17 protein-coding genes are annotated in these 15,534 nt (G+C 33.4%); 9 read left to right on the forward strand and 8 right to left on the reverse strand.

The genetic code is table 11. From position 1 onward, the window contains the following. The first annotated feature begins 206 nt into the window (after nucleotides 1-206). From ACW5YJ_RS02735 to ACW5YJ_RS02760, 6 genes are all read left to right on the forward strand, one after another. Nucleotides 207-1,211, forward strand: coding sequence for an LLM class flavin-dependent oxidoreductase (locus ACW5YJ_RS02735; protein WP_017723918.1), 1,005 nt, complete (start codon nucleotides 207-209; stop codon nucleotides 1,209-1,211). Nucleotides 1,212-1,231: 20 nt separating this feature from the next. Then, complete coding sequence (locus tag ACW5YJ_RS02740) at nucleotides 1,232-1,564, forward strand: glycine cleavage system H family protein (protein ID WP_457338453.1); 333 nt, start codon at nucleotides 1,232-1,234, stop codon at nucleotides 1,562-1,564. 3 nt (nucleotides 1,565-1,567) lie between these two features. Beyond that, on the forward strand, nucleotides 1,568-2,353 hold the full coding sequence (locus ACW5YJ_RS02745; protein ID WP_457338454.1) for a protein-ADP-ribose hydrolase: 786 nt from the start codon (nucleotides 1,568-1,570) through the stop codon (nucleotides 2,351-2,353). Then, a complete protein-coding gene (locus ACW5YJ_RS02750) occupies nucleotides 2,346-3,230 on the forward strand; it encodes an SIR2 family NAD-dependent protein deacylase (protein ID WP_457338455.1) in 885 nt (294 codons plus the stop codon). The genes ACW5YJ_RS02745 and ACW5YJ_RS02750 overlap by 8 nt, the downstream gene beginning before the upstream one ends. A gap of 9 nt (nucleotides 3,231-3,239) precedes the next feature. After that, a complete protein-coding gene (locus ACW5YJ_RS02755; protein ID WP_017723914.1) occupies nucleotides 3,240-4,262 on the forward strand; it encodes a lipoate--protein ligase in 1,023 nt (340 codons plus the stop codon). A gap of 197 nt (nucleotides 4,263-4,459) precedes the next feature. Next, nucleotides 4,460-4,660 (forward strand): hypothetical protein, encoded by a 201-nt coding sequence (locus ACW5YJ_RS02760; RefSeq protein WP_017723913.1) that lies wholly within the window; start codon nucleotides 4,460-4,462, stop codon nucleotides 4,658-4,660. Between the two features lie 94 nt (nucleotides 4,661-4,754). Here the strand turns inward: ACW5YJ_RS02760 and ACW5YJ_RS02765 are convergent, their stop codons facing one another. Continuing rightward, nucleotides 4,755-5,087: a YflT domain-containing protein gene (locus ACW5YJ_RS02765; RefSeq protein WP_017723912.1), complete on the reverse strand. Its 333-nt coding sequence runs from the start codon at nucleotides 5,085-5,087 to the stop codon at nucleotides 4,755-4,757. A 42-nt stretch (nucleotides 5,088-5,129) separates the two neighbouring features. Beyond that, nucleotides 5,130-5,528 carry a hypothetical protein gene (locus ACW5YJ_RS02770; RefSeq protein ID WP_457338456.1) on the reverse strand — a complete coding sequence of 133 codons (399 nt, stop codon included), beginning with the start codon at nucleotides 5,526-5,528 and terminating at the stop codon, nucleotides 5,130-5,132. Between the two features lie 207 nt (nucleotides 5,529-5,735). On the opposite strand from ACW5YJ_RS02770, the gene ACW5YJ_RS02775 reads away from it, so the two are divergent. Further along, nucleotides 5,736-6,731 carry a Gfo/Idh/MocA family protein gene (locus ACW5YJ_RS02775; RefSeq protein ID WP_017723910.1) on the forward strand — a complete coding sequence of 332 codons (996 nt, stop codon included), beginning with the start codon at nucleotides 5,736-5,738 and terminating at the stop codon, nucleotides 6,729-6,731. A gap of 212 nt (nucleotides 6,732-6,943) precedes the next feature. Here ACW5YJ_RS02775 and larC read toward each other — a convergent pair whose 3' ends face one another. The 6 genes from larC to ACW5YJ_RS02805 are packed head-to-tail and all read right to left on the reverse strand — an operon-like array spanning nucleotide 6,944 to nucleotide 13,349. Then, nucleotides 6,944-8,125, reverse strand: coding sequence for a nickel pincer cofactor biosynthesis protein LarC (gene larC / locus ACW5YJ_RS02780; protein WP_017723909.1), 1,182 nt, complete (start codon nucleotides 8,123-8,125; stop codon nucleotides 6,944-6,946). A 17-nt stretch (nucleotides 8,126-8,142) separates the two neighbouring features. Next, nucleotides 8,143-8,901, reverse strand: a complete 759-nt coding sequence (gene larB, locus ACW5YJ_RS02785; RefSeq protein WP_017723908.1) for a nickel pincer cofactor biosynthesis protein LarB — start codon at nucleotides 8,899-8,901, stop codon at nucleotides 8,143-8,145. A 21-nt stretch (nucleotides 8,902-8,922) separates the two neighbouring features. After that, a complete protein-coding gene (gene larE, locus ACW5YJ_RS02790; protein ID WP_171915636.1) occupies nucleotides 8,923-9,747 on the reverse strand; it encodes an ATP-dependent sacrificial sulfur transferase LarE in 825 nt (274 codons plus the stop codon). Nucleotides 9,748-9,763: 16 nt separating this feature from the next. Beyond that, on the reverse strand, nucleotides 9,764-11,026 hold the full coding sequence (gene larA, locus ACW5YJ_RS02795) for a nickel-dependent lactate racemase (RefSeq protein ID WP_107551552.1): 1,263 nt from the start codon (nucleotides 11,024-11,026) through the stop codon (nucleotides 9,764-9,766). Between the two features lie 3 nt (nucleotides 11,027-11,029). Further along, nucleotides 11,030-12,193: a 2-keto-3-deoxygluconate permease gene (locus ACW5YJ_RS02800; protein WP_457338457.1), complete on the reverse strand. Its 1,164-nt coding sequence runs from the start codon at nucleotides 12,191-12,193 to the stop codon at nucleotides 11,030-11,032. 25 nt (nucleotides 12,194-12,218) lie between these two features. Beyond that, nucleotides 12,219-13,349 carry a glycerate kinase gene (locus tag ACW5YJ_RS02805; RefSeq protein ID WP_107551550.1) on the reverse strand — a complete coding sequence of 377 codons (1,131 nt, stop codon included), beginning with the start codon at nucleotides 13,347-13,349 and terminating at the stop codon, nucleotides 12,219-12,221. A gap of 135 nt (nucleotides 13,350-13,484) precedes the next feature. Here ACW5YJ_RS02805 and ACW5YJ_RS02810 point away from each other — a divergent pair, with 135 nt between their 5' ends. Then, nucleotides 13,485-14,564 (forward strand): CdaR family transcriptional regulator, encoded by a 1,080-nt coding sequence (locus tag ACW5YJ_RS02810; RefSeq protein WP_107551549.1) that lies wholly within the window; start codon nucleotides 13,485-13,487, stop codon nucleotides 14,562-14,564. Nucleotides 14,565-14,781: 217 nt separating this feature from the next. After that, nucleotides 14,782-14,910: a hypothetical protein gene (locus ACW5YJ_RS02815; RefSeq protein WP_457338458.1), complete on the forward strand. Its 129-nt coding sequence runs from the start codon at nucleotides 14,782-14,784 to the stop codon at nucleotides 14,908-14,910. Nucleotides 14,911-15,534 lie beyond the last annotated feature (624 nt).

The following is a 15,534-nucleotide window of genomic DNA, read 5'->3' on the forward strand; positions in this document are numbered from 1 at the left end:
GACAAGATGGTCAATTAAACGAGAAATTTCAGCATTTTATAAGCAAAATATAACAAAAATTTTCTATATCCGTTATTCTATAAAGTGAGAGTAATATGTATTGAATGTGATACTTTGACTGAATATAAAATAATATTACATTGCCATATGTAATAGAAATAGAGATGCAAACGCATATATGTGGTATAACGGGAGTGAATGTAAACGTGGTGCAGTTGAATATATTAGATTACGCTGTCATTGACGAAGGTCAAACGGCACAAGATGCTTTGCAAGATACTGTGAAGTTAGCGCAATTAGCAGATGAATTAGCTTACAAACGTTTTTGGGTCACCGAGCACCATAATGTACCGGCGTTTGCCTGTGCAAGTCCAGAGTTGTTGATGATGCAATTATTAGCAAAGACACGACATATACGCTTGGGATCGGGTGGTGTGATGTTACCACACTATAGTCCTTTTAAAGTGGCAGAAAACTTTCGATTATTGGAAGCATTTTACCCGGGGAGAGTGGATTTAGGCATTGGTAACAATCCGGGGACATCTAGCGTGAAAAAAGCACTTAATGAAACGAAGGATTATTTTTTAGACTACGCGCAGTCTATATCAGATGTGAAAGACTATTTAATTGAAAATAATACCGAACAGCGATTAGACAGTATTATGGCCCAACCAAGTATTACGACAGTTCCTGAAATGTGGTTGTTAAGTACAAGTATTACATCTGCGGAAATGGCAGGTGAAGTAGGCATGGGTTATACATTGGGTACGTTCTTATTACCCAATGCACAGGCTATCCAAAATGCCAAAGCAAGTGTTCAAACTTATAGAAAGTCTTTTAAAGATACTAAGTTGAATATGGCTCCTACAGTTATGGTCACGGTATTTACCGTAGTTGCTGATAGTGAAGTGCACGCACAATCGTTAGCGCAATCGTTAGATGTTTGGCTTTTAGGCAAAAAACAATTTGCAGAATTTAAACGGATGCCATCAATAACAACAGCTCAAAATTATCAAAAATCAGAACGAGATAAGCAACTAATTAAACAAAATCGTGCACGTATGGTCGTGGGAACAAAAGCAACTGTTCAAAACCAACTAAAGCAAATAATAGAGACGTTTGATGCAGACGAACTTATGATTGTTCCTTTAATACCCGGTATCGAAAATCGAAGTCGCACAATAGAATTGATTGCACAAATGAATTTATAATCAAAGAAAGGAAGATACAAATGAAAAAATTAGCGAATTACTTATGGATAGAAAAAATTGGAGAACAATATGTTTATAGAATGACACCAGAACTACAAGATGATGTTGGAACTGTTGGTTATGTTGCATTTATGGGTGAAAATGATGTGAAAGTTGACGATGAAATTGTAAGTATCGAAGCTTCAAAAACAGTTTTGGACGTCCAATCACCATTAGCAGGTAAAATTGTGGCGCGTAATACAAAGGCAGAAGATGAACCGACACTTTTAAATTCTGAAAAACCAGAAGAAAACTGGTTAGTAAAATTAGAAAAAGTTGATGAAACAGCCTTTAACGCACTTCCAGAGGCATAATATATGCAACAGGTAGAACGCTTAGCGTATTTGATTGAATATTTATGGGTTGAGGCAAACCGTGATGAAATATTAGACTTACCTAGTACGGAACAAGCACGCTGGCACATGTTTAGAAGTTTAATAAATGTAAGACCAGCAAAAGATATATCTAAAGATTTTCTTGATGTACAAGATGCATTATTAATTCAATATAATAACCAGCAAGTGACTGATATAACGTCATTAACACCATATTTAGGCAACGATATTTATTTATGGCAAGGTGACATTACACAATTACAATTAGATGCAATTGTTAATGCAGCTAATAGTCAGTTTGTAGGTTGTTTTGAACCAAATCATAATTGTATAGATAATATCATTCATACAAGAGCAGGTGTACAGTTACGTTTAGCATGTGCAGAACTAATAGAAAGACAAGGGAAACGTGAAGGTGTGGGTAAGGCAAAAATTACAGATGCTTATAATTTACCAGCAAATTATGTAATTCATACAGTAGGGCCACAAGTACGCAAGACACCAGTGTCACGAATGAATAGTGATTTACTTGCACGATGTTATCAAAGCTGTTTAGAAATAGCAGATGCTCATCAATTAACGAGTATTGCTTTTTGTTGCATCTCTACAGGTGTTTTTGGTTTTCCTCAAGCAGAAGCTTCTCGTATCGCTATAGATACAGTATTAAATTATAAACGAACTCATCAATCAGATATCAAAGTGGTATTCAATGTGTTTACTGATACAGATTCAAAGTTGTACAAGGAAGGATTGAAACAGAATGACTGAGTCAACGTGGAATGCCTTAACGACAGTATATGACCAACAAGCTGACCAATTAGCAGATGCATTGCAAGAAGCAAATGCTGTCGTAGTAGGTATTGGTGCAGGTATGTCTGCGGCAGATGGGTTTACATATATTGGAGAAAGGTTCACGCAGCATTTTCCAGATTTTATAGCTAAATATGGTTTTTTTGATATGTTGCAAGCAAGTCTACATCCTTTTGAAAGTTGGCAAGAGTATTGGGCATTTGAAAGTCGTTTTGTTGCATTAAATTATTTAGATCAACCTGTCGGGGCATCTTATGTAGCATTAAAACAAATTTTAGGAGCTAAAGACTATCATATTATTACTACAAATGCTGATAATGCTTTTGCAGTGGCAGATTATGATTTAGAGAAAGTCTTTCATATTCAAGGAGAGTATATTTTATGGCAATGTAGTCAACATTGCCATGCGCAAACATATCGTGATGATAATGCGATACGTCAAATGGTAGCGCAACAAGAAAATATGAAGATACCTAGAGCATTGGTGCCGCATTGTCCAAAATGTGATGCACCTATGGAAATAAATAAACGTAAAGCTCAAGTTGGAATGGTAGAAGATGCGGATTTTGAGGCACAATTGTTGCGTTATAATCAATTCCTTAATGCACATAAAGAAGATAAAGTACTGTATCTAGAAATAGGCATAGGCTACACAACGCCACAATTTGTGAAACATCCTTTTCAACGTATGACAAAACAAAATCCAAACGCATTATTCATGACCTTGAATAAAAAAGCTTATCGTATTCCAGAAGATATCCGTGAGAGAACGATACATTTAACTGATGATATTTCAGCATTGATTTTAGAAGTAAATAAAAAATTAACTAAATAGGAGATAGCTATGTATTTAATTGAACCGATTAGAAATGGTGAATATGTAACTGATGGTGCTGTAGCATTGGCTATGCAAGTATATGTAAGTGAAAATATATTTTTAAATGAAGATATACTTTTCCCATATTACTGTGATCCTAAAGTAGAGATAGGTCGTTTTCAAAATACTGCCGTAGAAATCAATCAAGATTATTTAGAACAAAAGGGTATTAAAGTTGTACGTCGAGACACAGGAGGCGGAGCGGTTTATGTAGACCGTGGTGCAGTGAATATGTGTTGTATTCTAGAAAAAGATGACACAATCTATGGTAATTTCAAAAAGTTCTATGAACCGGGTATTCAAGCTTTACATCAACTTGGGGCCACTGAAGTAGAACAAAGTGGACGTAATGATTTATCGATTAATGGTAAAAAGGTATCTGGAGCAGCTATGACACTAATAAAAGGTAGAATTTATGGCGGTTACTCTTTATTATTAGATGTAGATTATGAGCCTATGGTAAAAGTACTAAAACCGAATCGTAAAAAAATTGAGTCTAAAGGTATTAAATCGGTACGTTCTCGTGTAGGTAGTATTAGACCATACTTAGCATCGGAATATCAAAATATAACAATAGAAACATTTAAAGATTTAATGGTTAAACAAGTGTTAGGTGTTGATGATTTAAGTGAGGCCAAACGCTATGTCTTAACAAATAAAGATTGGGAAGTCATTGATGACATGCTTGAGAAAAAATACAATAACTGGGAGTGGAATTATGGACGCTCACCACGTTATGAATATAATCGAGATGCGCGGTTAGTAGCAGGTACAATTGATATCTCTTTAGCAGTTGAACATGGCCGTATTTCAGCATGTCGTATTTATGGTGATTTCTTTGGACAAGGCGACATTAGTGATGTTGAAAATCAACTTCAAGGTGTACGCGTAGTAAAAGATGATATTATAGCAGCATTAAATAAGTTAGATGTTACGTACTATTTCGGGAAAACATCTGCTGAAGAATTAGCGGACGTTATTTTAAGTTAATTAAAAATATAGAAGTAAGACGTATACCATAGCTTGGAATAAAACATATAATTTTGAGTCGTGTTTATTTTACAAAAATGTTTTTAAACTACTCATAAGTGTGTGTCTGAAGTAGGTCAATATCCATATCGTTTTGAAAAGTGAATGTCGGGTATAGCAATTACAAATGCTTGATAGAGAGGTAAGGAGGACATCGAATGGATAAAAATCATATTAAAGAAGCTTTATCTAAAAACTCAGAGATTATTATAGAAACTGTTGAACATGAGCGAATAACAGTTAAAGCAATAGAGGACAATAATGATTCACAATATTTGTATGTTACAAAGCCGAAAGAACAACAAGTAGAAATCGATAAAATAACTGATGTACAAGTAAATAACTTTGATCAACTTTAGTATTAATAAAAAGAGTTAAAGTATATAAAACGACCTTCCACAAATATTAAATTAGGTGGAAGGTCGTTGTCTCTTTATTTCGATATTATTAGTGTTATAAGACATCTCTTGCGCGAGAATCAGTAACGATTAATAAAACTTTTCCTTGGTCCATGAGTTCTTCATATTCTTGAGAATCTTCTTCGGAAATGCCAAGCACCTGTAGTTTTTCACGCAGTTGACTTCCTTGCTTAGCAACCTCATCGCCCACGTTAGAACGGTTGTAATTAATACCGGATACTTCGGTATGATTTACAATGCGTTCAGTGCGGTCAGGATCGTGAGATAATACAAAGACATCTTTTGCATTTATTTTTTGATCTTTTAGTGTATTAATATTTACTTCGATTTCTTCATCATTTGAATATACTTTTATAATTGGTGTCATTTATAAGCCCCCTTGGTATAGAACAAACTTAATTTATTTTCCTTAATTGTTATTTTGCTCTTTAAGTCTATCGTAACGTTCATGATTAATATAAAAATGTGTGTGTTGAAGAGCATAATCATATACTTCTTCTCTTTGGATGTCGTTAGGCAATTCAAAATGAGTATCTATCTTTTCTTCGTTCTCATCTTGAACTTGAGAGACATTATTATGCTTAATGTTCAATGTTTCTTTAGGATAAACTAAAGTGATATGTTGTGGTGTTTCTTTGATAGCTTGTAAGTTTTCTATTTTGAATGCTTCATTGATATAATTTTCAACTCTTTTTTCACGTTTACGTTTTCTTTTATTCACGGCAGCTTCATTCCTATATAGTTTCTTGATGAGTAGGAAGAAAGCCACGACTATTATCAGAAATATTATAAAATAAAATATGGACATCTTATAGCCCTCCTTATGCATAAAAAATACAAATGCGATTTTATACCTTTATATTAAATGTATACCACCGAATTAATTTTAAAAACAAAACTCATGATTTTGTTTTATTGATTTTGAATTAAATGTATCTATAAAGTACACTATACTTATGTAATTAATTATTAAAATAAATAGAGAATACAAATAATCAACAAAGGGGAATGACTTATGAATCTTGGAATTGTCGGGGCGGGCAAGATTGTTAAAGAAGCACTACCTGTCATGGAGCAAATACCAGCGTATACTTTTCAGAGCCTTGTTTCTTCAGGGAGAAATCCAGAAAATGTAGAGAATTTACAAAAGCAATTTAATATTAAGCGTATTTTTGATAATTATGATGCATTTTTAGCAGATGAGACAATCGATACTATCTATCTAGCCGTACCGAATCATTTACATTTTGATTATGCGCGTAAGGCAATTAAACAACGTAAACATGTTATATGCGAAAAACCATTTACGTTAACAAAAGCAGAATTATTAGAATTAAGGACTCTAGCTGAAGCTCATCAAGTTATTATTATAGAAGCGATTACTAACCTATATTTGAGTAATTTCGATGTATTAAAACAATCTTTACTTGAAATAGGAGATGGTAAGATTGCACAATTTAATTATTCGCAATATTCATCAAGGTATGATGATTTTAAAAAAGGTATTATTCAACCTGCATTTGACCCAGCTAAAGGTGGCGGTGCTTTAATGGATATCAATGTTTACAATATCCATTTGGCAATTGCATTATTTGGTAAACCTAATGGCGTAGCTTACTTTGCAAATATAGAAAATAATATTGATACGTCAGGCATTTTACAATTAGATTATGACGGTATAAAAGTTGTATGTATAGGTGCGAAAGATTCTAGTTCAGATAATCAATCTTATATTCAAGGCGAAAAAGCAACAATAAATATTAAAGGTCCCACAAATGAATTAAAAGCCTTGGAACTAAAATATAATGATGGTGGAACGCAATCGTATCAAGTTAATCAGCATGAACACCGTATGTACGAAGAATTTGTGAAAATTGCAGAAATTATTAAAGAGAAAAACTTTGACATAGCAAGGCAAAAATTAGAACACAGTATTCAAGTAAGTGAAGTATTAGAACTTGCACTAGATAGTGCACATATTGAATTAGGACCTTCTGTTAATAATAAGTGATTGAACTTAGATTAGTACTTAAGAGAATCTAAAATAGCATAATTAAGTTAAAATAAAGCACCTCAATTCGACTAATGAATTGAGGTGCGTCTTACTTTTGATTAGATATATAATTCAGACTAAAGAAATGTATAACAATTATGATATCTATTATGCTTCATAATTCTAATATGATGAAGCTGTGATTAAGTTTTGTTTATGCTACCGTTGGATTAATCATTTTCAATATTAATGTGTTTTTGTACAGTTGTTTGAATATCGTTATAAACCGTAGCAAAAGGCGTTCCTGATTGAATCGCAGCATTACGAACATCTTCAAATTCAGGTTTGGCTTTTATAACTTTGTCACCAAACATACCTAATTTCACTAATATTGCTCCGTAATCTGTGTGCACGGTTTGAAATTGACGATGTAAGATTTTTCGGTTTACTGTAAAGCTACGTACACCTAGCGATGTCGTATATTTGAGAATATAGTTTTCGAAATACTGTGCTTGGGACAGACTACAAATAACTGTTAGTTGTGTAGCTGGACGACTTTTTTTCATTGTGATAGGCGTGTAATAAGCGTCCAAAGCACCGTCGTCTATTACTTGTTCCATAAAAAATCCAAGCATTTCTGGTGTCATGTCATCAAGTTGGCATTCTAATACTTGAACTTGAGAAGGAGTCGCTTCTTTTTTAGAAAATTGAATTGCACGTAGTATATTTGGAAAATCAAAATCTTTTGAACCACAACCATAACCAATATTCGATATTGTGACACTTGGTAGTGTGCCGATTTCTGATACTAATGCTTTAATAAAACCCGCTCCTGTAGGGGTCGTTAATTCACTTGCTACATCAAAAGCAGCAAGCGGAATACCTTTGAGTATTTCAGCAGTTGCAGGTGCGGGAACAGGGTAAATGCCATGTGCGATATTGATTTTTCCATGTCCCGTAGGAATCGGTGAAGAGAGTATAGTATCAATGTCTAAGTTTTCTAATGCTAAACAACTTCCGATAATATCAATGATTGAATCCATAGCACCTACTTCATGAAAATGTACGTTCTCAACTGACATGCCATGAATTTTTGCTTCTGCATGTGCAATAACGTCAAATACGTGAATACTTCGTTCTTTTACTCTATCGGGTAGGGTGCTTTCATTTATCATTAAGAAAATATCCTGAGCTTTTCTATGGTGATGTGCTGGTTCAAAATCGATTGATAGTGATGTTGCTTGGATGCCTTGTTTATTTTGTGAAGAAAAGTTTAACTTAAATTTGTTTAAGGGTAAGTCGTTTAAATGCTTTTCAATATAATTTATATCTGCACCTAAGTCAACAAGTGCAGATAGCAACATATCGCCTGCAATACCTGCATGACAATCTAAATAAATTGCATTCGGCATATTGTTTCACTCCATTTCTAATGAGCTTCAATCATTTTTATAATCATCGCGGCGTTATAGCCCCCGCCAAAGCCATTATCTATATTGAGGACGCTTGTTCCTGGTGCACAGGAATTAACCATTGATAATAGTGTTGTTACGCCTTCTAAATTCGCACCATAACCTATACTAGTAGGAACAGAGTAGACTGGATGATCTACTAAGCCTGATACTACACTTGAAAGGGCGCCTTCCATACCGGCAACAACGATTGAAACCTTACTTTGTCTAATTGCTTCTATATGTGAAAATAAACGATGGATGCCAGACACACCTACGTCATAAAAACGTTTTACATGTATGCCCATTACTTCAGCAGTAATGGCAGCTTCTTCTGCAACTGGTAAATCAGAAGTTCCGGCACAAATCACAGATGTGTAATAATTAGATTTTGAAATACTGCTTATAGGGGTACAAATAATACGAGCTGCTTCGTGATATTCAAGATGATTATACTTAGCGATAATATCTTGTGCTTTGTCATGGTTGACCCTTGTAACTAGAACAATCTCATCGTGTGCAAGTATTGTGTTAATGATATCTATGATTTGAGAAGTTGTTTTTCCTTCACCAAAAATAACTTCTGGAAAGCCTTGGCGTTGTCTCCTATGCAAATCAATTTTAGCAAAACCTAATTCGTCATAATGACTTAATTGAGTCTTGGCTTCTGAAACAGAAAGTTGATTCGATTGAACAGCTTGAAGCAATGAGTCTAGGGAATCTTGCTTGTCAGTCATAGTTATGCCACCTTTATAAATTTAATATGCATCTAATGAATTGATGACTTCGTTCATACTTCCTGTACGGTAGCCTTCTAAATCAATCGTTACATAGTCAAAGCCTAGTTCTTTAAGGCGTAGTGTTATTTGTTTTCGATACTTTACTAAGGTTGGAATGTCGATATCGTTAACTTCTACTCTAGCAATATTATGGTGATAACGTACTCTAACATTATTAATATCTAAACTTAAAATATATTTTTCCGCTTCATTTACTTTATTTACTTTTGCAAAATTCAATGTTTCTCCATAAGGAATACGTGAGGCAAGACTACATAATGCTGGTTTATTCCAAACTGGTAAACCATTAGCCTTACTAATTTCTCTTATCTCGGATTTGTATAAATTAGCTTCTTGCAATATACTTCTTACATTAAATTCTGTTCTTGCTTTTAAGCCTGGTCTGAAATCATCTAAGTCGTCCATGATCATGCCATCAAGCACATAATTAAAGCTATATTTCTTTCTTAATTCTTCTAATTTTGAGTATAATAAACGCTTGCTGTAATACCAACTATCAGGTGTATTTTCAATAATATGAGGATCTTTCAGTTCTTCAATCTCAGCCTCTATTATTGGCGCGTTAAGTTGATTTGCTAATTGAATAGCTTGATTGAATTCTTCATGTCTAAATAATTCCGATTTGACTATAACTGCTTTAACATTTGCATTACCTAATACATCAATGGCTTTCTTTAAGACCAGACTGCTATCTACACCACCAGAAAAAGCAATAACTACTTTGTTCATATCTTTAAGAATATTTTCTAATTTTTGTTCTTTATTTAAAGTTTCAGTTAACATTATTATTCCTCCTAATTTATGATTCAACGTATGGAATCGTTAGTGGTCCTAACGGCATAACGCCAATCGTCATATCTTTTCCATATTTGTCTTCAAGCATTTTTAGTGTGTCGTTAATTTCAGTAACTGGATGTAGCATAGCGTCTTTAGTCTGCTGGTCAGTGAGTTTCGAATATAAATAAACGTCAGCAAATGTTTGGATAACAGCTTGTTTTTGAACTTGCCATTGATCTAACATAGCAAAGTCAGGGTCGTTAATCATGTTGACGAGTGCTTGTGGGGTATCAGCCATTTTAAGAATTTCAGCATAGTTACCGTGATTTGGATATCCGTCACTACACTCTGATAACATGATAATACTGCCACCTTCTTTGACAACTTTGTGTGCGGCACTCATGCCTTTAACGGTTTGATATAAGTTTTGGTCTAAAGGATATCCAGAGTTAGAAGCTATTACAACATCAAAAGGTTTATCACATTTGAACATGGCATGTTTCTTAGCGTAAGCACACCCTTTATCATGTGCTTCATATAATTCTCCAGCAAAAACCTCAGTAATGGCTTTCTCTTTGTTTAATGTTACATTAAGCATAAAGTCTGGCTTACACATGGCATTAATTTCTCGAGTCATATCTTGAACAGGATTATCTGTCATATTACCCCAAGTTGAGCGAATATCACCAATCATTTTTGCATTATGGAAGGTCATAATAGTTTCGATACCTGCAATTCCTGGCATGATTCCTTTAGGACCACCGGAAAACCCAGCAAAGAAATGTGGTTCAATAAAGCCTGTAACAATTTTGAAATCAGCTTCAACATATGATTTATTCAGGTATACATCACACCCATATTTACTATGTCCAACTTTGCTCAAGGTTGCTTTATCATTACAATGATTATGAACAATTTTGATGTCATTAACGATGTCTTCACCTAACATTTGGACAAGCTCTTCGTGAGTTTGGTCACGATGTGTGCCAGTACCATTAATAATTACAAAATTCTCCAATGGTACGTGGGACAATGTTTTTATAAGTAAAGGAACCAATATATGGTTAGGCGTTGGTCTTGTTATATCACTAATCACAATAGCTACAGTTTGATTGGCTTGAACCATTTCACTCAAAGGTTTAGTACCAATAGGGTGACGTAAAGCGTTTTGAATTGCACCGATATCATCTTCAAGTGCAGTTAGGTCTTGAGGCTCAATTAAGACACTGTGATCAGGTAAATCAATTTCAACATTGGATTTACCATATAGAATAGTAGTTTTCAAAAATTACTCCTCCTTTTTATTTAAAACGCTTTCATAAAAGCGTAGTTTATTTATTTGTTTTAGTTTGAAAAATGGTTCGTTTGTGCGTTTAAAATATTCTTTTCTTCCATATATACCCTTGTTTTTCTGGTATTTATCAACCATTATAACTGCTATTGGACATAAAATAGCTGTAGTAATAGCAGATATTGATATTTGCGCCGTTGCCACAGGCGCTATTTTTTCTATCATTGCATACTCACTTTGAGTTAAATTACCGTTTGCTAGGGCGGTAGAAGCAGCCGCAACTACTGCAGCTGGAGTAGATACAGCATTCCCAGCAGTGGAAGCTTCAGAAATAGGAGCGATAACACTTTTTTCTTTAAATAATTTAAATGTAGCTATACCAGTAATAGCGGTACATATAAATGTTAGTAAAGCTAAAGTTAGCCCACCTGATAATACAGAGAAATTAAAGAATTTAGCTAAATTCATACCAGCACCTAATGAGAAAGCGAAGAACGGAATTAGTATTGTTTCTCCTGGACGTAGAAATTCTGAAATTTTAGGATCTAAGTTACCTAATAGCATGCCAATACCTAACGGAAGAAGTACTGATATGAAGGATATGACTGGAAAAGTAGTGCCAATAAAACCTAATGAAATTAGGGTGAGTAAAGGTCCATCATTAATTGCTAATATAGATAGTCCACCGATATCTGAACGATTTCCATAGGCACTTGTTAATGCAGCATACATACCACTATTACTATTTGTCATTGCAGCAATAATAGCAATTGTAGATAAGCCAAATAATCCTGTCCACGGGTCAAAAATAGCTCCGAGTAGTAAACCAACTGCTAACCCTGAAAAATATTTAGTAGATGTTAATAAAACTCCTTTCTTTAAAGCCTTTCCACCGATTTTCAAATTCATTTGGCTTCCAACACAAAATATGAAAAGTGCAATTAATACTAATGCACTATCTTTAAATAGTTCCTGTGAGAACCCGCCAATTTGGAGCATTTCATAATGCCCTTGCTCAGTCTTTGGTGCACCGAGTCGTTTTAATATATTCATTATAAAACTTAAATGTAGTTGGTCAATCGTATTAATTGCAGCACCCAAAAGTAAGGGCACAACCATCAATCCCCCTGGTATTTTTTCAATCGTATCTTTGATTCTCATAACTAACATCCCCTTGAATATGTTATTAATTATGGAAAAATGTTTTTACGATATTCTTAGTTGCTTTTTTTATTAATTTTTCCGAATTAGCAATCGTATGTGCAAGTGACATAGGTCCATCGGTTAAACTAAAAGCACTTACTACACCAACATCTTTAAACATATCAACATCTACATCGACAGTCCCTCCAATAAAGATGACAGGTACATTGAACTTTTGGGCGCATTTGGCAATACCAATTGGCGTTTTACCATAAAAAGTTTGGAAATCAATTTTACCTTCGCCAGTAATTACTAAATCTGCATCCTGTAAATAATTTTCGAGATGTATAAGATTTATAACGACTTTAATACCATCATCAAATTTACTAGGGAAAAATGCTTTAAAAGCACCTCCTAGTCCACCAGCAGCCCCGGCACCTGCTAATTCATGTAGACGTATATGTTGTGTGGATTCGACAATGTTTGCCCAATTTGTAAGGTTTTGCTCTAGTAATGTTATTTCTGAAGATGATGCTCCTTTTTGTTTTCCAAAGACATGTGATGCGCCATCTTGTCCAATTAATGGATTTTGAACGTCTGTTGCAATTACAAAGTTGCAATGTTGAATTCGATCGTCGAAGTTTTTTAAGTCAATGTGATGGATATGTTTTAGTGCAGCACCGCCAAAAGGTATATCATTAAGGTCTTTATTAACTAATCTTGCACCTAATGCCTGTAACATACCAGCGCCGGCATCATTTGTTGCTGAACCACCTATTGCTAGAATGAATTTTTTATAACCTTTATTTAGTGCATCTTGTATTAACTCTCCAGTGCCGTAAGTTGTTGTAATCATTGGGTTTAGTTTTGCTTCTGGTACATGCTTCAATCCTGATGCTTCTGCCATTTCGATGACACAAGTTTTATTATCATCTAACACGCCGTATTGAGCAGTAACTTGATTACCTAATGGTCCAGTAACAGAAACAGTTTCAAATTTGCCGTTGGTTGCATTTACTAGTGCCTCCATGGTTCCTTCGCCACCGTCACCAACAGGTAAAGCATGAACCTCGGCATGAGGGTAAGTTTCTAAAATACTTTGAGACATATAGGATGTGGCCTCAGTAGCCGTCATACTACCCTTGAATGAATCAGGCGCTAAGATAATTTTCAATTTAAACGACCTCCCTTGTAAACGCTTTCTAATATATATTATTCTATTATATAGATTTTATTTTATTGAAAATAGGGTTAAACTATACAATAATATACCTTTAAATTTGTATAAAAGTGATAAAGTGGTGGGATAATGGAGATATTAACAGAGGAAGTAGCAACGCTTATTGTGGAAGAAACTGCAAAAAGAACAAAAAGTAATATTAATATAATGAATTTTAACGGTAAGATTATAGCATCATTTGACAAAAGTAGGATTGGTAGTATACACGAGGGCGCTTGTAAAGTATTGGCGTGCGAGCAGATGGTTATATTGACTAAAAAAGATTGCGAGAAACTTAAAGGTACACAACCGGGTATTAATTTACCCATTATATTTCAAGATGAAATTGTTGGTGTAATTGGTATTACAGGTGATCCCAAAGCATTGCTATACGTAGCAGATTTAGTGAAAATGTCGACCGAATTATTGTTATATCAAAATTATTTTACGTATGAACTAGAAGGACATATACGTAGCCAAGAATTATTCATTGAAGAACTGTTGAAAAGTAATCCCTCTAATTCATTTATACAATATTTAACGAAGCAACTTAACACAAATTTATTAGCTTATAGAAAATGTATTATTATTAATTTAGAGAAGCAAATATTCTCAAGAAATAGCATTGTTCGTACGTTAACTAGTAAAATCGATCAAACTACTTTTACATTAGCTTTTACTAATCATAATCGTATCGTTATACTGGCTTCTGATGCCTCGAAAAAGGCTTTGGAAGAAAAAATAGTGAGAATTTATCATGCTTTTAAATCATTGAAGTTAGAAGTAACAATGGCTTCGAGTTTACTTTTTTCAAGTTTGAATGATTTCAAAAAGGCTTATGAAGAGTGTGACCTTGTATTTATGTTGAATGAACAAACTCAAGCATTGATGTCCTTTGAAGATGTAGAAGAGAAAACATTACTTTATCAAATAGAGAGCGGAATAAGAGAAAGATATAAGCAAAGAATTTTAAGTGATCTAGATTCACAAAGTATAGAAACTTTAAAAAGTTTCTTCAAAAATGATTTGAATATTGCTAAAACTGCAAAATATCTCTATATTCATCGTAATACGTTACTTTATCGATTAGAAAAATGCGAAACACGTACAGGACTGAATCCAAAGAAATATTCAGATGCGATTAAACTACAAATAGCTTTATGGTGTTAACTATTCGTAGTTTAGTTGGTATATTGCTTTTATTTAGAAAATCGATAATAAGTAGCAATATCGCAATGTAGAAATATTAAAATATGAATATCATAAATTATAGTAGATACGTTTTTTAGGAAAGTATCAAAAAAGACTTTACAAATTACACGACCGACAATATAATAAATTTAAGTTATTACTTAATAATTCTATAAAATTTATAATAAAAATCTTTATGTATACAAAACGTTTTGTTTTCAATCTGAAATTCTTAAATAGTAATGGTACCATTATTGAGTTATTAAGTGATAACTCACATCAACTTGTTATTGATGTACCGTGGAATGAAGGGACGTGGTCATAATGTATAAAAAGTAATTATGAAGTTTTGAATGGATTATTATGATGATGTGATGAAAATATATTACACTACATGAAAATAGTCAAAACGAAGTAAATTTAACAATAAATATTGTTGTAATTTATCATGTTAGATTAACTATGAGAAGCTAGTATGATAAATCCTCTGTATGTCACTTTGACAAATGATTATATTTTAAATAATCACCTACTTTAGCACAATACAACGATTGTGCTGTAATCTGCCATTTTTAGTAATTTTCGTACTCCAAGTTATTTAGTACATCTTAATTAGAAAATGTGATTTCTCTATTTCACCTACTTTTAAAGTCCGCAAAAATATAAGAGCCAGTTTAAATCAAATAGTAATTTGAAATAGGAAGAAGATAGTGTAAATGCATCTGCTTTTATCTTTAGTTATACAGAATTATAATTATATGACTTAAATGACCTTATTTGAAAATTAAACTTAATAATATATTAAGTCATTTAATCATATTATATAAAAATGGCAATGAACTGGTGATGTTAAAAGTCCCAAGCAACAAATCAATGTAGCTTGGGCTTTTTTTATGCAACAAAATTATGATATATCAAGAGATAAAGGTGCAAAAAGAAATTAATATGA

It is taken from the genome of Staphylococcus sp. mip270_02 (assembly GCF_054031535.1).

Bases quoted from the DNA above. Each gene is read 5' to 3' on its own strand.
- ACW5YJ_RS02740 (WP_457338453.1), top strand. From the start codon at position 1,232: ATGAAAAAATTAGCGAATTACTTATGGATAGAAAAAATTGGAGAACAA.
- ACW5YJ_RS02745 (WP_457338454.1), top strand. From the start codon at position 1,568: ATGCAACAGGTAGAACGCTTAGCGTATTTGATTGAATATTTATGGGTT.
- ACW5YJ_RS02750 (WP_457338455.1), top strand. From the start codon at position 2,346: ATGACTGAGTCAACGTGGAATGCCTTAACGACAGTATATGACCAACAA.
- ACW5YJ_RS02755 (WP_017723914.1), top strand. From the start codon at position 3,240: ATGTATTTAATTGAACCGATTAGAAATGGTGAATATGTAACTGATGGT.
- ACW5YJ_RS02760 (WP_017723913.1), top strand. From the start codon at position 4,460: ATGGATAAAAATCATATTAAAGAAGCTTTATCTAAAAACTCAGAGATT.
- ACW5YJ_RS02765 (WP_017723912.1), bottom strand. From the start codon at position 5,087: ATGACACCAATTATAAAAGTATATTCAAATGATGAAGAAATCGAAGTA.
- ACW5YJ_RS02770 (WP_457338456.1), bottom strand. From the start codon at position 5,528: ATGTCCATATTTTATTTTATAATATTTCTGATAATAGTCGTGGCTTTC.
- ACW5YJ_RS02775 (WP_017723910.1), top strand. From the start codon at position 5,736: ATGAATCTTGGAATTGTCGGGGCGGGCAAGATTGTTAAAGAAGCACTA.
- larC (WP_017723909.1), bottom strand. From the start codon at position 8,125: ATGCCGAATGCAATTTATTTAGATTGTCATGCAGGTATTGCAGGCGAT.
- larB (WP_017723908.1), bottom strand. From the start codon at position 8,901: ATGACTGACAAGCAAGATTCCCTAGACTCATTGCTTCAAGCTGTTCAA.
- larE (WP_171915636.1), bottom strand. From the start codon at position 9,747: ATGTTAACTGAAACTTTAAATAAAGAACAAAAATTAGAAAATATTCTT.
- ACW5YJ_RS02800 (WP_457338457.1), bottom strand. From the start codon at position 12,193: ATGAGAATCAAAGATACGATTGAAAAAATACCAGGGGGATTGATGGTT.
- ACW5YJ_RS02810 (WP_107551549.1), top strand. From the start codon at position 13,485: ATGGAGATATTAACAGAGGAAGTAGCAACGCTTATTGTGGAAGAAACT.
- ACW5YJ_RS02815 (WP_457338458.1), top strand. From the start codon at position 14,782: ATGTATACAAAACGTTTTGTTTTCAATCTGAAATTCTTAAATAGTAAT.